The sequence below is a fragment of the Candidatus Nitrospira nitrosa genome, from assembly GCF_001458735.1.
GTDB classification, from domain to species: domain Bacteria; phylum Nitrospirota; class Nitrospiria; order Nitrospirales; family Nitrospiraceae; genus Nitrospira_D; species Nitrospira_D nitrosa.
This window is the reverse complement of record NZ_CZQA01000009.1, coordinates 400,766-419,582: the sequence shown is the minus strand read 5'-3', so window position 1 is coordinate 419,582 and position 18,817 is coordinate 400,766. Positions and strand designations below refer to the sequence as shown.

Genomic DNA, 18,817 nt, shown 5'->3' with positions numbered 1-18,817 from the left:
CAGTAGTCTGCCGCGCACTGATCGTCTGACGCAGCGTCCGCGCCAGCAGAGATCTGTCACGGTCGCCGCTGAGTGCTCATCCGCCCGTGCTGTTTCGGCAGTCCCCGACCTGTCACCTCCGTTGTCCTGCCCTGGCGCTTCGGTCTCTGCGAAAGCGCCAGTTCGTTCAACATGCAGGAGGTGCCACCATGGCCAAACAATCCGTCCGACTTACCGTTCCACAGTTCATTCCACGCTATCGGGTCACGCTCGTCTCTGAGGGCGGTCATACTGCTCCATACGGCGCTCTTCGTGATTCCGCTGCTGCGGCAGCCGCACTCCGTCCGTGCTTTGATGGTCTTGATCGCGAGCAGTTCCTCGTCTGTTGTCTTGATGCGAAGAACGTCAGCATCGGTGTGAACATCGTCTCAATCGGCACGCTCACCCTCAGCCTTGTGCACCCTCGTGAAGTCTACAAACCGGCCATCCTTCTCAACGCGTGTGCGATTATTGCAGTGCACAATCACCCCTCCGGCGATCCCACGCCGAGCCCTGAGGATCGGACGCTCACCACACGACTGCGGGAGGCTGGTGATTTGCTGGGCATCAGGCTGCTCGACCATCTCATTCTCGGTGATGATCGCGTCTATAGTTTTGCTGATCAGGGCTGGCCACTATGAGGCGACAGCGAGGGTCCTGTTGCTCTTCCAGACGGATATTCTTGTGAGCAGATGACGCATGTTGATACATTCGGAAGATCCCGTGTCCCTCCGATAGGTGGAGGTCTGTTTCTGACACAGCGGACGCCTGAAAACTAGGCAACATGCTGAAGAGGCCATGATGCGCTGTCGCTCGATTGCTTAAGTCGATTTATTCACTTCTAGGGGGAGAGGGGGGATGATGCGGTGACACAGATTTAGAAAGTGTTAGGTCGTCAGAAAATCGCTCGTGGCAGTCATCAATTCCATCGTTACAAAGCCATTCTCTCACACATAGCATCGTGCTTGAAGGCTAGGCCGGCTTGCTTGAGAAGTATACATTGTTTCCTGGTAGCCTTTAATAACCGTCATACTGATATTGTTCGGTAAACCACACCTGATAAATTCTCTTCAGTTCCCGCCTTAGTTTTTGGCACGGTAGGTAAACTGGTTCACAAGTCAAGTCCGCAGCAGAATCCATCGCTGGCCATGCATTCCAGTACCCCTTCTTCTGATTGGGTACGCTGTTCAAACGGGCACAACTTTGCCTCTAAACACCTGGACTGCTGGTATCCATTTGATTTCTTCATGATTCATTGTGCGGTAGGTGAGGTTTCCACTTGATTACTCGTCTTCTATACGACGGGGTGTAATGTCCATACTCTTCTCTGATGGGGCGAAGGCTGAGGCGACAACGAATCGTGAGTATGAATGTCAAAAGTGTGATTGTGATGATTGGGATCGGTGTAGTGGTGATTCTGATTACGTTTCGGTTAGGAAGCCAATCACCCAGTGAGTCATCGACGGCTATGTCCGACAAAGCTATTTTGGTCGACGTAGCTCCCGTCACAGTCGGGTCCATCACAGAATCCATCCAGGCCGTCGGTACGCTGGAAGCCGTTGCTTCCATCACAGTGAGACCGGAGATTGCGGGGGTCATTCGACGGATTCATTTTCAAGACGGACAGATAGTGGAACGGGCTGCTCCATTAGTGGAACTCGACCAGGAAGAACTCCAGTCGCAGGTCACGCAAGCAGCGGCAGAGGAAAAGATGGCGGTGGTCACCTATGAGCGGCTGAAGCGGATTACCGACGAACAGTCTGCCATTGTGCCGGCTCAACAGATGGATGAAGCCCGGATGGCATGGCACGCGGCGGCAGCGAACAGTCGCCTCTACGCGGCTCGTCTGAAGAAGACTATGATCCGTGCCCCGTTCAGCGGAACGCTGGGGCTCCGGCGGGTCTCGGTCGGTGATTACCTCCAGCCGGGGCAGGACATCGTCAATTTGGAAGACTTGCGCACCCTACATGTGGATTTCAAGGTGGCGGAAGTCTGGTTGAGCCGGCTGCATGTCGATCAGACATTGATCGTGACGACCGACGCTTTCTCAGATAGGACGTTTGAGGGACGGGTGACGGCAATCGATCCGAGGGTCGATGCCGTCAATCGAACCGTGGCAGTGCGCGCAGTGATACCTAATCCAGAGGGCACTCTCCGACCTGGCCTCTTCGTCACGGTTCGTTTGAGCCTCGGCGAAGATATCCGTGTGCTGCTGATCCCGGAAGAGGCGGGATTTGTCCGGCAGGAGAAGACCATGGTGTTTCAGGTCGAGGGGCAACTAGTCAGACTGAAAGAAGTGACACTGGGTGCGCGTGAACGTGGGATGGTCCACGTGCGTGCTGGGTTAAATGATGGAGATGTCGTGGTTCGAACTGGCCCGCACAAGCTTCATGATGGGGATCTCGTCTCAATTAAGTCACCGGAGTAACAGCCGGGCGATTGCTCCGGCGTGAGTGTGCCGTCCTTGTTTCGTCACGAGTAAACATGCGTCTGTCCGAGACCTGTATTCAGCGACCGGTATTCGCGATTGTGATGACGCTGCTCCTGGTGTTGTTCGGGATCTTGAATTTCCTACGATTACCCGTTCGTGAGTATCCCGACATCAAGCCGCCGATCGTCTCAGTCCGAACCGTCTATCCGGGGGCCAGTGTCTCCGTGCTGGAAGCAGACGTGACCACACCGCTTGAGGATGCACTCAGCGGGATTCAAGGGCTTCGGACGATCAGCTCTGCCAGCCGGGCAGAAGTCTCCTCGATCACGATGGAATTTGAGCTAGGGAGAGATCTGGACGGTGCAACCAACGATGTCCGTGATCGAGTTTCGCAAGTTCGTCCGGTATTGCCGTTGGGAATTCTTGAGCCTCATGTTGAAAAGGCGGCCGCGGAGAATACCGAAGTCTTATGGCTCGCAGTGTCCAGCAGCCACCATTCGGAACTAGAGCTCTCTGATATCGCCGATCGATTCATCAAAACGCAGTTGGCCATGATTCCTGGCGTGTCATCGACCTATCTCGACGGGGAGCGGCGCTATGCCATGAGGATTTGGCTGGATCCCGATCGTCTGGCGGCTCGCCGCCTGACCGTTGAAAATGTGGAAGATGCGATCCGCAATCAGAATGTATCGCTCCCAGCTGGCAGGATAGAAAGCCACCAGATGGAGTTCAGCGTCTCTCTCAACGGGACCTTACAGACTCCCAAGCAATTCGAATCGCTGATCGTGGCCTACCGTGACGGATACCCTGTTCGCCTGGAAGATATCGCGCATGTGGAACTGGGTGCGGAGGATACTCGCAAGTTGGTGCGATTCAACGGCAAGTCATCGCTGGGGATTTCCGTGTCTCGTCAGTCTAAGGCGGACACGTTGGCCGTCGTGCGTGCGGTCAGAGAGCATCTTCCGTCCATTGCGGCAGGGTTACCGAAGGGGATGGATCTGACGCTGGCGTGGGACAGTTCGACACCGATCGAACGGTCGTTAAAGGAAGTGTACGAGGCGCTGGGTCTGTCGCTGTTCCTTGTCGTATTGGTGATCTTTTGTTTTCTGGGAAGCTTTCGGGCGACGTGCATACCGGTGGTCGCAATCCCAACCTCAATTATCGGGACGTGTACGATCATGGCGGTGAGCAGGTGTTCGCTGAACGTGTTGACCCTGTTGGGACTTGTGCTTGCCGTCGGTCTGGTGGTGGATGATGCCGTCATTGTCCTTGAAAATATTCATCGACGGATCGTCGCCGGCATGCCACCCTTACGAGCCGCCGTCGAGGGAACCAACGAAATCGCCTTCGCCGTCATCGCAACGACAATTTCACTGGTGACCGTCTTCATCCCCATCGCCTTTCTGAGCGACCTCATCGGGAAGCTCTTTGCAGAATTGGCCATCGCGATCGCCTCTGCGGTGCTCTTGTCTGGTTTCGTGGCCCTGACCCTCACGCCGATGATGTGTGGGCGCCTCCTTTGCCAAGACAGTGGACGGTCCACTCACCACCAATTCGCTGCAGGGCTTGCGGATGCGGTGACCCAACACTACCGGCGGGGGATTGAATGGGCCATCAATGCGAAAACGGTAGTCGTGATCGTAGCTGTCACAGCCAGTATGGCGAGTCTCGTCCTCTTCACCCGACTTCAGTCCGAACTGGCGCCGCTGGAAGACGTGGGATGGTTTTCTAGCTTTCTCACCGCGCCGCAGGGTGCCACGCTTCGTTATACCGACACCTACGCGAAAGAGTTAGAAACGCTGCTTCAGGCTGTTCCGGAGATTGCCCACACGTATACGATGGTGGCTCTCGGCGATCGTCCGACAAGGGTCAACCGTGCCGAGAGTTGGGTGACGTTGAATGATTGGAAGGACCGTACGAAAAGTCAGCAGGAGATCGTCGCAGATCTGAACCACAAACTCGGTACGCTGACCGGGGTCAGAGCCTACCTCCTCAATCCTTCCTCCATAGGAGATTGGGTGGAGAAGTCCCCGGTGCAGTTCGTCCTGGGGGGATTGGACTATCGAGAACTGCAGCAGGTTGCCGACGAACTTGTGGCACGATTGGCGAAACACCCAGGGTTCGTGGCACCTGGAATGGATGTGGCGTTAAGTACGCCGCATCTGACCGTGGAAACGCATCGCGACAAGAGCGCTGATCTTGGCGTGTCCGTTGCCTCCATCGGTCGGACATTGGAGACCTTGCTCAGCGGAAGACCGGTGAATACGTTCTTGCAGAATGGTCGGCAATACAAGGTGATCGTGAAAGTCGACGATCGACATCGCGAGAAACCGTCGGACATTGCTCAGCTCTATGTGCGGGGGAATGACGGGGCATTGGTCCAGCTCAACAATATTGTGACGATCAAGGAAATACCGGCCCCGGAAGCGTTGAACCATGTCGATCGCATGCGCGCCGTCACGATTAGTGCGGGATTGGCCGATGGGTTCACGCTTGGACAGGCCTTGAACTATCTGGATGAAACATCGAAGGCGATCATCAAGCCCGGGATGCGGACCGCCTATGCCGGAGAATCCAAGACTTTCACGGAAAGCAATCGAAACTTGTCTCTGACTTTCGCATTGGCGTTGGCGGTCATCTTCCTGGTGCTCGCAGCGCAGTTTGAAAGCTTTCGGCATCCATGGATCATTCTGTTGGCCGTACCACCGGCTGTATCGGGGGCGGTGCTCTCCTTGGTCGCGATCGACGGGACCCTCACCATTTATAGTCAAATCGGACTGGTGATTCTGATCGGGCTGGTCACAAAGAACGCGATTCTTATCGTGGAATTCGCCAATCAGCTTCGTGAACGGGGAGCCGACGTGTGTCAGGCGGTCACTGAAGCCGCTGTGGTACGCCTTCGCCCGATCCTGATGACGACTTGTGCAACGATCCTCGGAGCCTTGCCGTTAGCCATGGCTACTGGCGCGGGAGCAGTGGGTCGTCGTCAGATCGGGGTCGTGATTATCGGCGGGTTAGTAGTATCCACTCTCGTGACGCTCTTCCTGGTGCCGGCAGGCTATGCGATCCTAACGGGCCGAGGCAAGAATTCTGATGTCTCCCGAGCAGGAGCCTAGGCTTTTCGGCATGGGCACGTATAGTACATGTTTACCTGTGGTTGCGAGGTCCCTCCCATCATTCCCTCGATTTGCGATGCTCAACAGACATAGCACTCCTCGCTGGTGTGGGGACAAAGCCAGGCTATTCCGTCTTAATTGGGTAAGGCTGAATGATGAGTACGCGGCAGCAAGCATTTCTGTCGTCTTGTTTGGCAAGTTGATTTGCTGGTGATTCACACTCGTCTATGAGGGGAATGTGATGGGGCGTGAATGGACCGTTCATCGTCCGTATGGGGCGATCATCATCGCCAGTCTGTGGGTCCTGCTGGTTCCAACCTCGAGTTGGAGTCTAGATATTACCAAACCGACGCTTTCGGAACGTCATGAACAGATCTCTCTAGCAGAAGCAGCCGTTCGCGCTTTGCAGCACAATCTTGATATCAGTATCAGCCGTCACACGAAAGAAAGCCGGTTGGCCGACATTGTGATCGAACAAGCGAGGTTTGATCCCACGATGAGCGTGAATGGCCGGTATCTCCGGACGGTCGATCCTCTTGAGCGACCTGTCTTCGGAGCGACCGGAAATCTCCTGAACCAGATCACGAGGTTTGACCAGCGCAATCATGCTGTGATCGTGGATGCTTCGACAAACCTCGTGACAGGCGGCAATGTTGGTGTGAACTATAATCCCGCTCGCAACAGCGTGAACCAAGATCTCGCTGAGGGCTTTCTATTTAATCCCGCCTGGACCGGTGGCCTCTCGTTTAGTCTCACTCAGCCGTTACTGAAGAATGCCGGGATCGGGATCAATCAGACCTTTATCAAGGTCGCCCAAAACAACGCGGTCGTCGAGCAGCACGTTTTCCGAGATCAAGTCCTGACCGTGATCGCCTCGGTCGAGCAGAACTATTGGGAGCTGGTGTATGCGAGAGAAAATGTGAAAGTCGCCCAAGCTGCGTTGAAGGCCGCTGAGGAGCTATTGGCCACAAACCGCATCAAGGCCAAAGCCGGAGTGATGTCGGTCGTTGATGTGCTCCAAGCCGAGGCAGCTGTTGCATCACGAGTGGAGCAGGTATTGGTAGCTGAAAAAGCTATCCGGGATGAGGAAGACCAGTTGCGGACACTACTCAATCCCGGTGAAGCTGAGCTGCGGCAAACAGTCCGCCTCATGCCACTGGACGCGCCTATCACCTTTATGGAGACGCTCAGTCTCGAAGAAGCCATCGAGACCGCAATCGAACAGCGGCCAGAAATTGCACAGGCTAAAAAAAATATTGAGTCCAGCGAGTTGAATAGGAAATTCGCCCGCAACCAATTGCTGCCCACACTTTCTGTTCAGGGAACTGTTGGACTTTCCGGATTAGGGAGTGACTTCGGCAATTCGTTCGCCAGAAACTTCAGCGGCGATTTCTATAACTACGGGGCAGGGCTGGTGTTCAGCTATCCGCTCGGCAACCGCTCCGCCATCAGTACGTACAATAAGCGCCAATTGGAGGCCAAGAATGCCGAAGCCTCCCTGGAACGTGTCCGCCATCAAATCATTTTAGTGGTGCGTGAGGCGGTGCGGCGGGTGCAAACCGACTTCAAGCGCATCGAAACGACTCGCTCAGCGCGGATTTTGGCTGAGAAACAACTGCAAACCGAGCAGGAACGGCTACGCGTAGGGTTGAGCACCACCAGGTTTGTGCTCGATTTTCAACGGGATCTCGCGACGGCGCAGGGGAACGAGCTACGGGCCGTTGTGGATTACAATAAATCGATCTCCAACCTAGAGCGGCAGAAAGCTACGACCTTGGACCGTTATCATCTCGAATTGTCGTAAACCACTCAGCATGCCTACCAGGGATTAGCGGAATCGACCCTTCAGGGAGAGTAAAAAGATTCCAGATGAAGGGTGAGGGATGAATGAGACGAATTCGTCTCACACATAACCATATCTGTTGGTCTCCAATCGGTCTCGCATGGAGGCGTCTGCTAGAGCGCCCATGTATACCGTGCTGATGACTCCCGATATGTGCCTTGAAAAGGGGGGGACCGGCTGATTATTCGCTGATCCATAAATAGGGAATGACAAGATGGATGCACTCAAGAACCTGGTGGACTACGGGATTATCGGGCTGTTAGCGGTGTTGAGCCTGTGGGCGCTCGCCGTTGCAGTAGAGCGGTGGCTCTACTATCGGCGGGTGACGCCGAATGAGTTCGACAACATTCAGCTATTGGAAATGGCATTGACGAAACGACTGGTCGTCATAGGAACGGTTGCTGCCAATGCCCCGTACATTGGGCTACTTGGCACCGTGTTGGGCATCATGTTGACGTTTCATACGATGGGGACATCGGGAACGATGGCGGTCGGTGCGATTATGGTCGGGTTGAGCCTGGCGCTCAAGGCGACAGCCATCGGGCTGCTGGTGGCGATTCCGTGTGTCGTACTGAACAACATCCTCAGACGCCGTGTCTCAGAACTGCTTATCCTGTACAAGGTGCAGCATGGAACGTGAGCTGAACCAGATCAATGTCATCCCTCTCGTGGATGTGATGCTGGTCCTCCTAGTTATTGTTCTAACCACGGCGACCTTCATTTCAACTGGGCAGGTGCCGGTTGAATTGGCGAAGGCAAAAGAGGTGACCGATCATAAGGATGTTCCACTGATGATAACTCTGACTGCCGATGGGAAACTGTTTGTGAATGATCAAGCCATTCGGGAGGACGGCCTCTCGACGGCTTTGAATGGGCATCCGCGCGAGTCTGCCGTGGTGCTTCGGGCCGATCGTGTGACTGTCTTGGAACGGTTTGTGGCGGTGGTCGATGAAGTAAGGGGGCTGGGATTTCGCCAGGTGAGTTTAGAGGTGCTCCGCTCATGACGACCCCGACCGTCGATCTTAGGAACACAGGTTCGGTATTCGATCGAGCACGCGGATGGGTGGTGTCTACGCTTGTGCATGGCTTAGGAATCGCGGGGTCATTGTTTGTGATGGGGGCGATCGAGCAACCGCCTCCCCCCTCATTGTTCCAATGGGACATTGCCATGGTGGAATCGCCGGCACAGACGGAAGCTCAGCCGGCTGAGCCGATTATGCAACCAACTCCCCCCACTGTCAGACCGAATCCGCCCCTTCGGCAGATCAAGCAAGTCGCAACAGAACAGCCGATATCGCAGACGCATCAGGACATACCGGCTTCTCTGGAAACGACCCAGGTGGTGAAGGATGTGGTGACGAATGCCGAGCCGGTCATGGAGTATGCCACCGTGGCATCAACAGTGAGTGAACCGGTAACCTCGTCATCTGTAGTAGAGACACCGGTCGATTCGTTAGAGCAACTCGTGACCGAAGCGCCCACGCCCATTGAATCAGTCGCCTCACGGACCGAGTATCGGCAGGTAGAGCATCGGCAGGTGGTACATCGGGAAACGCGGGCCGATTTCGGCTGGCTCACAGAAACGCTGTGGAACAAGATCGAAGAGCTGAAACGATATCCGACGCTTGCCAAAGTGAATCATTGGGAAGGCAGGGTCGTGGTGTCGGCGGTCATTCGCGATGATGGTGAGGTGATGGGGGTGCAGATTGCTGAAACGTCTGGTCGGGCGGTTTTGGATGAGGAGGCTATGGCAGTGATGAAAAAGGCCTCACCTCTGAGGCTTAAACACCCCCTCGGTCAACGACAGATCACAATCCTCATTCCCATCAGCTATCGACTGGATGGATAGCCTGGGAGATTGAATTAAGGAGAACGATGATGAATCGCAGGACGATCACACGAACAATAACGTATACGGCTCAAGCCGTGCTCGTCATCGGAGCACTCTGGATGCCGAGTAGCTCGGCTTGGGCACAGAACAAAACGGACGGAAGAGCGGACAAGGTCTTTCATGCCTCTGCGACAGATGCAAAGGGTATTGAGACGGATCTGAAAAACGTCATCTTCTACTGGGAAGAGAAAATCAGTGAGACGGCATTCGTTCCCCATGAACTCAAAGAAGTGCCCGTTAAACGGGGAACCGCCACGGTTAAAATTAAATTCGACAGTATCAAGCTTATCGATCTCAAGCCATCAGGGAACGGCTCGCTTCCCAATGTCTCTATCACGCTGGCGGACGGAAAAACCGGGGACTTTGTCTTGGCGATTGCAGGCAGCTTTAAGGGGCAATCTGATTTCGGAGAAGTGGAACTCGCAGCATCAGAGCTGAAGAAGCTCACGTTCAAGTAGACGCGGCGTTCATCCGGGCGGGCAGTCGATGGGTTTGTACCTATCATCAGACGTTGAGTCCTGGGCAGGGCAGTCAGAACGAGGAAGGTGCCATGCGGGGGAGAGCCTCAGTAAGGACCAGTGTCGATGTCCGATGTCGGTGCGGCAAGCTTGTGGCGCGCTGGCAGGGGGACGACCTCGTTATCAAGTGCACCCGATGCGGACGCTTCGTCGCCATTCATCACTCAGCCATCCAAGGGATACCGCCTGCTGGCCTGGATCCTGGTGACCGTCAGTAAGTTGTTCAGCTACGCATTGTTCAATCTCCCAACTTAGCCTACAGCCGACTGCGTGATTGCTGGATTCGTGGGCGTTGTCGTTCTGCCATCGCGATGCGACTTATGTTCATGAGGAAGCGCGATAACGCCATGCCATCTGCATCGAGCACTCCAACGGTAATAGTTCCACTGGGCGAGGGTAAAGTGTCGCTTCCAGTTCAAACCATACTTCGGTGCTCTCTCAGAGGGGTTTGGTTACGCACACATCTGTACCTTGGACTGTTCGGGGGGGCGCTGTTCGTCCTGATGAGTCTCACGGGCAGTTTCCTGGTGTTCTACAAAGCCATCGACGAATGGCTAAATCCAGCCCAGCTCACAACGAGCGGCTCCGGCCCTCACAAGCCCCTGAACGAAGTAGTTGCGACGGCGCAGGCCACGGTTCCTGCCGGTGGTTGGTTGGACAGCCTTGAGTTGCCAGCTCATGAGCGTGAGGTGGTGAGAGCTTGGCACAAAGTACCGACCGATAAGCTCGACCATTTTCGGTGGTATCTGGTCACGATCGATCCCTACGCCGGGTCCGTCTTAGGTCGGGATCGCGAATGGGGCACGTACCTTGTCTCGTTCATCTATGAGTTGCATGAATCCTTATTGATCGACGAACTCGGTCGGACTCTTGTGGGTTGTGTCGCCATCTTGCTCTTAATCTCGATCGGCACGGGCCTGTTTCTTTGGTGGCCTCGTTCGGGGAAGGTCCGGCAGGCGTTTCTCCCCGTCACGGGCGGCAGCCGGATCCGTCGACAATATCAGTGGCACAAAGTCACTGGGGCATACAGCGCGATCGTACTGACCGTGCTCGCGTTCACGGGTGTGTATTTGGCGTTCCCGAGCTATGTGATCCCGCTGGTGTCCGCGTTTTCCCCGGTCGACGAATCAGACGAGGACGGGGCCGTGCAGTCCCATCCGGCCTCGGGGACCCCTCCTCTTTCCGCCGAGCAAGCGGTCAAACTGGCCCAGCACCTGTTTCCGGATGGCCGGATCACGTACATCGGCATTCCTCATGAGGCAGTAGATGCGTACGAGATGATGATGTATCGGCCCGGAGATGTACGCGAGTCAGCGGGAAACAGCATGGTCTGGCTGGATCAATACAGCGGGGCCGTGCTCAAAGTGCGCGATTGGCGGACGTCCACAGCGGGACACACCTTTGTGGCCTGGCTCTTTCCCCTGCATAACGGCGAGGCGTTCGGAATGATCGGCCGCTGGATTGTGTTCTTCGCTGGATTGATCCCCCTCGTGCTGTACGTCACCGCGTTGCGCGTGTGGTGGCTCAAGCGGCAGGCGCATCGACGGCAGAACCGTAGGCCAAGCGCAGAGGCACATCCTTGCTCCAAGCCTGTGAATCGACACACTCTGTTGATTCGTTGACCTTCACTCCTCGGGCTCTCTCGGAAGATACACTTGAAACCAGTGAGCCACAATGCAGAAAAAGAAGTTGACAGCCGTTTCTCTGGATGATATTGAGAAAGCGTATCAAGTAAATAGTTGTGATTGGAAGCAACACTCCTGTCATGTACGAGCAGGAATGAGGCCAGAGGTCGTTGCAGACCGGAGCCCAGGGTATCGAAGGATGCCTTGGGCTTTTTTATTGCGACATGGTTGTGAGGCCATGCGCCTGGTGTCACTGACTTGCCAAGGAGATGGGCATGTTCATCTGTTTGTGTAGAGGAATTAAGGAGTCTGAATTTTCCAGCCTGGCATCACGACTCGGAGCTTGCCCGGAGGCGATGAAACAGGCGATGGGGTTGGATGACTCCTGTTGTGGGCGTTGCGAGTCCGATTTAGAAACCATGGTTCAACGTATTCATGAGGGCGGCATCAGGTCTTCGGTCGAAGTCCTGGTTCGATAATGGGAAGCCCGGTCGCTTAGGGGGTGAGAGAAAGCTAGTCAGCGCAACAACCACTATGGAGGAACTATGAAGATTAGCTGTCGACGATGTGGCGGGTACATCATTGGTGAAGGAGCTTCTGATTATTATCGTGAAAAACGGTGGAGGTGTATCAACTGCGGTTGGTATTGCGAGGAGAGTGTCGTACTCCGAAGTCTGGTCGTGCGCCTGTCCACATCGAGCTGCTAACAGATCCGAGGATCACTCCGCTCTCATTCTATGGAAAGGAAGACTCGCATGAAGAAGGCATTTGGTAAGGATGGTCCAATGAAGCTGGTATTATGTGGATGTGGGAAACTGCATCTGACGTGCGGTGCAGTCACGCTCCACCTCACACGTGACGAATTTCTTGTGTTTGCCGAGTCCGTACAGCGTTTGGCAGTGATCGTCGCGCGCCCATCTACGGAGCAGTCGTTGGGGATCGCAGAACAGAATCCAAGTATGGTGTGTCACTAAGCGAACAGTTGCGGTCCGGGGTCAACCATGCCGGTATAACTGGGACTGAACGTTTGATGAGGGAGCGAAGATGAGCAAACGTTATCTTCAATCGAGAGATGATGTGGCCATATTCATTAGTTTGGCGACGGCGCTCGGTATTCTCTTGTCGACGATTGTCGTCATGTGGATATGGACAAGTGTCAATGGAAAAGCGGGACTGCCTATTTCGTAACTGTGGATGTAAACACGCGTACAGAATGGGCTTATTGTGCTCGGGCCGCGAGGACTTGTTTGTGCTTTAGTTCGTCGTATCAGCGCTATCTGAATAATCAATATCCTCAGCAGTAGTCTCCTATTCGTGTTCATGCAGCGGTAGTTAAAAATAGATGTTGACAGCAGAGCCATGGCAATGATATTGAGAACCTATATCAACTAGCAATAGGTGCTGATGAATCTGAAATCATAGATCCATATGCCGCAATGCTTCTAGGTGAGACGGTTTAATCAAGAAGTTTCGGGCTTAGGTGCAAAGCTCATTTAAATAACAGTCACCATTAAACGAGGCCAGAGGTCAGTGAAGACCGGAGCCCAGGGTGTCGAAGGACACTCTGGGCTTTTTTATTGAGCACGCTGGAGCAAAGGGAGATAGGCAATGACAACGCACAGCACACATCTCGCTGAAGCACAACTCATGGCTTCCCGAGACATTTCCAATGTTGGGTCTGCACTGCGTCTCACGTATGGGCAGATCGCTTCGCTGTTTCAACAGTATCGTGAGGAACTGACGCGTCGGCTTGTCGGGATGGTGAAGTCGCACGAAACGGCTGCCGACCTTGTACAGGATACCTATGTGCGGTTGCTTCGTCTCGGCGACGCGCAGGTGGTTGAGCAGCCGCGTGCGTTGCTCCATCGGATTGCCGCGAATTTGGCGATTGACCATCTGCGGAGAGAAAAAAATAGCGTCCAAGCCTTTGATGACATGGATGCCGCAACGGCGGTCCCCAGTCAGGCGCCGTCGCCGGAACGGGAGTTGCTCGCTAAGCAGCGGCTTCGTTTGTGCCTCCAGGCGATCGAACAGCTTCCTCCCCGAAGCCGTGAAGCCTTCGTGCTGTGCCGCGTGTGTGGGTACTCCTATCAGGAAATTGCCGTACGGATGGGTATTTCGGAGAGCGGGGTGGAGAAGTTACTGATGCGAGCGCTGGATCAAACTTGTGAGGCCCTGGAGGCTATCGACCGCCATCAGTGAGGATCTTGGTCTGTTAAATCGTCACACTGTATACTGGCCCCGGTTCTGTCGAGCACCTGCCGACACGACCGGATTATGCAGCGTACGGATGATTCAGACGACATGGTGCTCTCTGAAGAGGAAGCCCGGCTCAGGAAAGAGGCTGTAGCCTGGGTGATTCGTTTGCGGAACAGTGGCCTCTCACAAGAGGACCGTCAAGCCTTTGAGACCTGGCAGGCGCAGAGTCCTAAGCATGCCCTCATCTATCGCACGGTTTCTAGAGTATGGGACAGTCCGGAGCTGACTGCCGCTGCCGCTGTCATGGCGGGGGCAAGTCCGTCCAGGCTTGCATCCAAGCCGGCGTTTTCTCTGCGATGGCCCGTCCTGACAGCTGCGTGCCTTGTCTTCGTGGTGCTCCTCGCGGAACATTTTGATATTTCCATCCGCTGGCAGGCCGACTATCACACGGGGCCCGGAGAGCGGCGCACCGTTGAGTTGCCCGATCGGTCGATTGCCACACTGAATGCCCAGACAGCCATCGCGTTCTCGTATGATGCAACGGTTCGCCGAATCCGTTTGCTCAAGGGCGAAGTGTTTCTCAATGTCCAGCACGATGCGCAGCGTCCGTTTCTCGTCGAGAGCGCGGGCACCACGGTTCGAGCAGTCGGAACAGCATTTGTCGTACGAACCGACCCAGGTGGGGATCGCATTATAGTCCTCGAAGGTACTGTCGAAGTTGAATCCAAAGCGAAGACAGGCTCTCCAGTAGCTGTGACTGCCGGATCGCAGATTCAGGTGGAGCCACATCATCTCGGCCGACCGCAGGCCATCGATGTCACGACTGCTTCCTCATGGTTGCGGGGTCGGCTGGTGGTTCAGAACGTTCCATTTCTCCAGGTGCTCGAGGAACTGCAGCGGTATCATGGCGGCAGAATCCTACTTCTGAATCGACAGGTCGGTGATATCAAGGTGACCGGCACCTATAATGTCGATGATCCCGTTGGTGCGCTTGCGTTGCTCCTCCAGACAGTTCCTCTCTCAACGATCAGCCTGGCTGATCGTCTCGTCATTGTGTTTTGACCCTCGAAATCGTCGATTGGCCTAGGAACAGGTGAGGAAGAGTGTGTTCTTTCCCGTCTACAGAGAACGTGAAGTGAAAAACAGGAGGCCCTACGGGAAAGAGAACAATGGAACAACGAGATCTGCACACAAACAAATATGTAGCACCGGACAAGGCCCGCAGAGCACGGTGGGCTTACTCATGCGCGCAGCCTGTGAGCTTGACCCTCTTCATTTTTACCTGCATCACGATGGCAGCCAGTACGGTCCTTGCCCAGGACAGCGTGACCTTAGAGCCACCGCGTGCCACGGCTACCTTTAACATCGCAGCCCAGCCACTTGGGGCAGCGTTAAACTCCTTTGCGGAGGTGACGGGCTGGCAGGTTAGTGTGCCGTCGGAGCTTGTCTCCGGCATGAGTGTCTCCGGTATCAGCGGGTCACATACGCCGGAAGAGGCTCTACAGACGTTGTTAGCCGGCACAGGGCTGACCTACCGTGTGACGGGGACCAGAGCGGTCACGCTCGTGCCGGGCGCTGTTGCGCCGGCTGTCGCACCACCGATATTGGCGGAAGAGAAGAAGGTATTTCCAGAGTCCCCAGGGGAGCCGATTGGGACGGTTTCACAAAAACCAATCAAGCTCCCTGAAGTCATGGTGAAAGAGACACGAGAGCGAAAGGACTCTGCGTATACTGCTCAAGACACTTCCACTGCACTGAGAATCCCCGTTCCACTTCACGACACTCCTCGATCCATCCAGACCGTCACGAGGCAAGTGATCGAAGATCAACGAATCATTCGCCTTGATGAGGCGTTGCTCAACGTGAGCGGTGTGTCGCAATTCAGTAGTCAGGGTGGTCAGGGTGGTAACTTCATGATTCGTGGATTTGCATCGCAATTCAATGTCTTTAAGAATGGATTTCGCGACGACAGTTTCTTCAGCTCGCGCTCACAGCGGGACATCATCAACATCGAATCGATAGAAGTGGTGAAGAGCCCGCCGTCGTATTTGTATGGCCGATCGGATCCGGGCGGCATGATTCATCAAATCACCAAGGCGCCGTTAAAGGATCCCTACTATGCAGCCGAAATGATCCTCGGCAATTACGATCTCTACCGTCCACAAATAGACATCGGCGGGCCGCTGAATGAGAGCAAGACTTTAACGTATCGATTCAATGGCATGTACGAAAACGCCGGCAGTTATCGAGAAGGTGTACGCTCGGAACGGATCTTTCTCGCGCCGACTTTTGGTTGGGAACTAGGACCGCGGACGACATTTCGCTTTGAGGCCGAGTATCTCTATGACAATAGACCGATCGATCGTGGGCTGGTGGCAATCGGCGGCGGCGTGGCATCGATTCCCATTAATAATTTCCTGGGCGATCCTAGCCGGAAACTCGAGACGAATCATGGAAAGGCCACGCTGACATTCCTGCACGACTTCAATGATATGTTCAGATGGCGCACGGCGTTTAGAGCGGCCGTGGCTCGTAGCCGATACAATAGTATGGAATCCTGGTTTCTGATCGGAGACGAAAACGAAGGTAATCTGAACCTGGCGCGCTTCGTAATTCCCACAGTGACCCAAAGCCACTACTTGCAAAATGAATTGCACGGGAAATTCGCGACCGGCCCACTGGCACATAAGACGATTGTCGGGGTCGAAGTGGGGCGAGAAGTCGCATCCGAGTCGGCGTTCAGTGATTTCGGCGGTGACACGACAACGCCAGGAGCCTTTAGTTTCATCAATATCTTCAACACTAGGAACCGGTTTTTCCTCGATACGCCTCTCTCGAAATTCAGCAATAGCAAGACGGTCAATAACATCTTGGGATTCTACTTTGGGGATCACGTGAGCCTCCTGGACAATCTCCACTTGCACGGAGGCGGTCGGTTCGATTACTTCAAACAGGATCTCACGAATCGCCCGACCGATGACACGCCGGATACGACCCATACAAGTCAAACTGAACTGGCCTTTAGTCCGTCGATTGGGTTGACCTATCAACCATGGAAGCCGATCGCGCTCTTTGCCAACTATACAGAGTCGTTTGCCCCTCAAGAGCCAGGGCTCAGAAGCGCCACTGGAGGGACATTCGCGCCGGAGCGCGGAAAGGCCGTTGAGGGAGGTGTGAAGTTTCAGAGCCCGGACAATCGGTTGCGGGCGACCCTTGCAGCCTTCCATATCAAGAAGCGAAATGTCTTAACCGGCGATCCACTCAGCGGATTCGTGTTCTCTGTCCCGACCGGTGAGCAACGCAGCCAGGGAATCGAGTTCGACGTGGCGGGAAGAATTCTGCCCGGCTGGGACATCATCGCGAACTATGCCTATACCGACGCGCGAGTCACCGAGGACAACGTATTCCTTGTTGGAAGCCGGGTTCCCAACTCAGCGCTCCACCAAGGGAGAGTCTGGAGTACCTATTTCGTGCAGGATGGCCCATTGAAAGGGCTTGGTGTAGGTCTCGGGATGTTTGCACAGGGCAAGCGAAACGGCGTGTTCCAATGTACGGATCCCGCCAATTGCCAGGCTTCGTTTGAGCTCCCTGGATACGCACGTATGGATGCCGCTGTGTACTATAGAAAGCCGGAGTTTTTCACGCGCACGAATCTTCTCGCCTCCATTAATTTTACCAATCTGTTAGACCAGCGCTACTTTAGCGGTACACAGAATTTCAGGGAGATTGTTTATACCGGGGCACCATTTACGGTGATCGGATCCCTGAAGTTCGAGTTTATGTAATCGAGAGGCGTGTATTTTGACATCATAGAGATCGTGTGAGCACATGTAGGGTCCCGACCCGTTGCGTTCAGGGTTCTACTTGCGAGGGGTCGGGGGTGCCGCTGTCTCTGGTAAGCTTCGAAAATGGGAGGCTCCAATATTGAGAACTACCACCTAAATGGCAAATTCAGTGCGAGGTAATAGCCGATGCACTGTTGAGGAGAGGGTATCCGATCCGTATTGCAGAGAAAGTGCTTGGTGCTAACTTTGTCCGCGCCTTTACGGACGCATGGGGTTGCTGACTCAAATTCAATTTAAGGCCCAACAGGCGACTATAAATAATGAGAACGCTCGGCGTTGTTGCGACGTTCCCCTCTGACCTTGCCCAAGCTCAAAATAGTTCGAACGGGCGCCTGTCGTAGGTGCGCCCGTTCGAGATGATGATTGACGCAACCATGAGAATCGCTAGGTGCCAGCTGCCCGAAGTTCTTGGCGACATAGAGCGCGCCACGTCTCTGATGCGCGACTACGCATTCCAGGCTGAACGTCAAGGTGCGGATCTGGTTTGCTTCCCCGAGTGCTTTCTTCAGGGATACGACATTCGTCCGGAATACATCGCCAGTGTCGCCGTAGAGCTCAGCTCGCCAATGTTTAACGATGTGCTTAGATCGTTCGTCTCGATTCTGCCTGTCATGGTTTTCGGTATGATCGAAAAGGCAGACGGCTTTGCTTATAACTCGGCATTAGCCATACAAGGTGGCAAAGTAATTGCTCATTACAGAAAGAGGCATCTCCTTGACGGAGAGGCAAAGGTGTTTGGGCGCGGAAATGGTTTCCCGGTATTCGATGTCTGCGAGAAAAAGGTGGGCATCAACATCTGTCACGACCTAAATGTCTCCAAGTCGATCGAGTCTGCAGCGGCTTCTGGTGTCTCCGTGCTTGTATGTCCATGCAACAACATGCTGCCGCGTGTGACAGCGGAGGAATGGAAGTGTCGGCATAACGAGATCAGAGCGCGCCATGCCAAAGCCCATGGCGTGTGGATCCTCTCATCCGACGTAACCGGCGAACGAGGCCAGTGTATATCTTATGGCCCAACGGCCGTGATTGATCCGACGGGGGCCATCATCGCTCAGGTCCCGCTTCAAGAGGTAGGAATGGTCGTGGCGGAGGTCGGGTTTGTTTAATCTATTGCGAGATGGAGACCAGGCTCTACGTATCGCCTTGGCTAGCGAGCGTGAATGTGATACGGAACCGTGGGTGCCAAGCCGAGCTGTTCCTGTGACAGTAGCCTTCCTCAGATAATATAGCCCGAACAGAGTTTGGCACTTAGCGCTTTAGCAAGGCTTGAGAGCGTGCGGATGGTGACTTTGAGGGAATTGGTAAAATGAAGGAGTTTATCAGTGACGATG

16 protein-coding genes are annotated in these 18,817 nt (G+C 54.6%); all 16 read left to right on the top strand.

Annotated features, from left to right (window positions below):
• Positions 1-188 precede the first annotated feature (188 nt).
• The 16 genes from COMA1_RS13990 (at position 189) to COMA1_RS13915 (ending at position 18,592) form a co-directional block, all read left to right on the top strand.
• Positions 189-659: a JAB domain-containing protein gene (locus COMA1_RS13990; protein WP_090749554.1), complete on the top strand. Its 471-nt coding sequence runs from the start codon at positions 189-191 to the stop codon at positions 657-659.
• Positions 660-1,384: 725 nt separating this feature from the next.
• Positions 1,385-2,446: an efflux RND transporter periplasmic adaptor subunit gene (locus COMA1_RS13985; RefSeq protein ID WP_176698067.1), complete on the top strand. Its 1,062-nt coding sequence runs from the start codon at positions 1,385-1,387 to the stop codon at positions 2,444-2,446.
• Positions 2,447-2,502: 56 nt separating this feature from the next.
• Positions 2,503-5,565, top strand: a complete 3,063-nt coding sequence (locus COMA1_RS13980) for an efflux RND transporter permease subunit (RefSeq protein WP_090749550.1) — start codon at positions 2,503-2,505, stop codon at positions 5,563-5,565.
• A 241-nt stretch (positions 5,566-5,806) separates the two neighbouring features.
• Positions 5,807-7,369, top strand: a complete 1,563-nt coding sequence (locus tag COMA1_RS13975) for a TolC family protein (RefSeq protein ID WP_090749548.1) — start codon at positions 5,807-5,809, stop codon at positions 7,367-7,369.
• Positions 7,370-7,622: 253 nt separating this feature from the next.
• Positions 7,623-8,048, top strand: coding sequence for a TonB-system energizer ExbB (gene exbB, locus COMA1_RS13970; protein WP_090749546.1), 426 nt, complete (start codon positions 7,623-7,625; stop codon positions 8,046-8,048).
• Positions 8,038-8,412: an ExbD/TolR family protein gene (locus COMA1_RS13965; RefSeq protein WP_090749544.1), complete on the top strand. Its 375-nt coding sequence runs from the start codon at positions 8,038-8,040 to the stop codon at positions 8,410-8,412. The genes exbB and COMA1_RS13965 overlap by 11 nt, the downstream gene beginning before the upstream one ends.
• Positions 8,409-9,257 carry an energy transducer TonB gene (locus COMA1_RS13960; protein WP_090749542.1) on the top strand — a complete coding sequence of 283 codons (849 nt, stop codon included), beginning with the start codon at positions 8,409-8,411 and terminating at the stop codon, positions 9,255-9,257. Before COMA1_RS13965 ends, COMA1_RS13960 begins: the two co-directional genes overlap by 4 nt.
• A gap of 26 nt (positions 9,258-9,283) precedes the next feature.
• Positions 9,284-9,757: a hypothetical protein gene (locus tag COMA1_RS13955; protein ID WP_090749540.1), complete on the top strand. Its 474-nt coding sequence runs from the start codon at positions 9,284-9,286 to the stop codon at positions 9,755-9,757.
• Between the two features lie 371 nt (positions 9,758-10,128).
• Positions 10,129-11,439, top strand: a complete 1,311-nt coding sequence (locus tag COMA1_RS13945; RefSeq protein ID WP_090749537.1) for a PepSY domain-containing protein — start codon at positions 10,129-10,131, stop codon at positions 11,437-11,439.
• Positions 11,440-11,717: 278 nt separating this feature from the next.
• Positions 11,718-11,921, top strand: a complete 204-nt coding sequence (locus COMA1_RS13940) for a hypothetical protein (protein WP_090749535.1) — start codon at positions 11,718-11,720, stop codon at positions 11,919-11,921.
• A gap of 276 nt (positions 11,922-12,197) precedes the next feature.
• Entirely contained in the window at positions 12,198-12,416 is a 219-nt protein-coding gene (locus COMA1_RS13935) for a hypothetical protein (RefSeq protein ID WP_090749533.1), read from the top strand.
• A gap of 70 nt (positions 12,417-12,486) precedes the next feature.
• The gene (locus tag COMA1_RS21130; protein ID WP_176698065.1) at positions 12,487-12,630 is read left to right on the top strand and encodes a hypothetical protein; all 144 of its coding nucleotides are present in this window, start codon (positions 12,487-12,489) and stop codon (positions 12,628-12,630) included.
• Positions 12,631-13,050: 420 nt separating this feature from the next.
• The gene (locus tag COMA1_RS13930; protein WP_090749532.1) at positions 13,051-13,644 is read left to right on the top strand and encodes an RNA polymerase sigma factor; all 594 of its coding nucleotides are present in this window, start codon (positions 13,051-13,053) and stop codon (positions 13,642-13,644) included.
• Positions 13,645-13,719: 75 nt separating this feature from the next.
• Complete coding sequence (locus COMA1_RS13925; RefSeq protein WP_090749530.1) at positions 13,720-14,703, top strand: FecR family protein; 984 nt, start codon at positions 13,720-13,722, stop codon at positions 14,701-14,703.
• Between the two features lie 107 nt (positions 14,704-14,810).
• Complete coding sequence (locus COMA1_RS13920; protein ID WP_090749529.1) at positions 14,811-17,426, top strand: TonB-dependent siderophore receptor; 2,616 nt, start codon at positions 14,811-14,813, stop codon at positions 17,424-17,426.
• Between the two features lie 434 nt (positions 17,427-17,860).
• Positions 17,861-18,592: a carbon-nitrogen hydrolase family protein gene (locus COMA1_RS13915; protein WP_176698064.1), complete on the top strand. Its 732-nt coding sequence runs from the start codon at positions 17,861-17,863 to the stop codon at positions 18,590-18,592.
• Positions 18,593-18,817 lie beyond the last annotated feature (225 nt).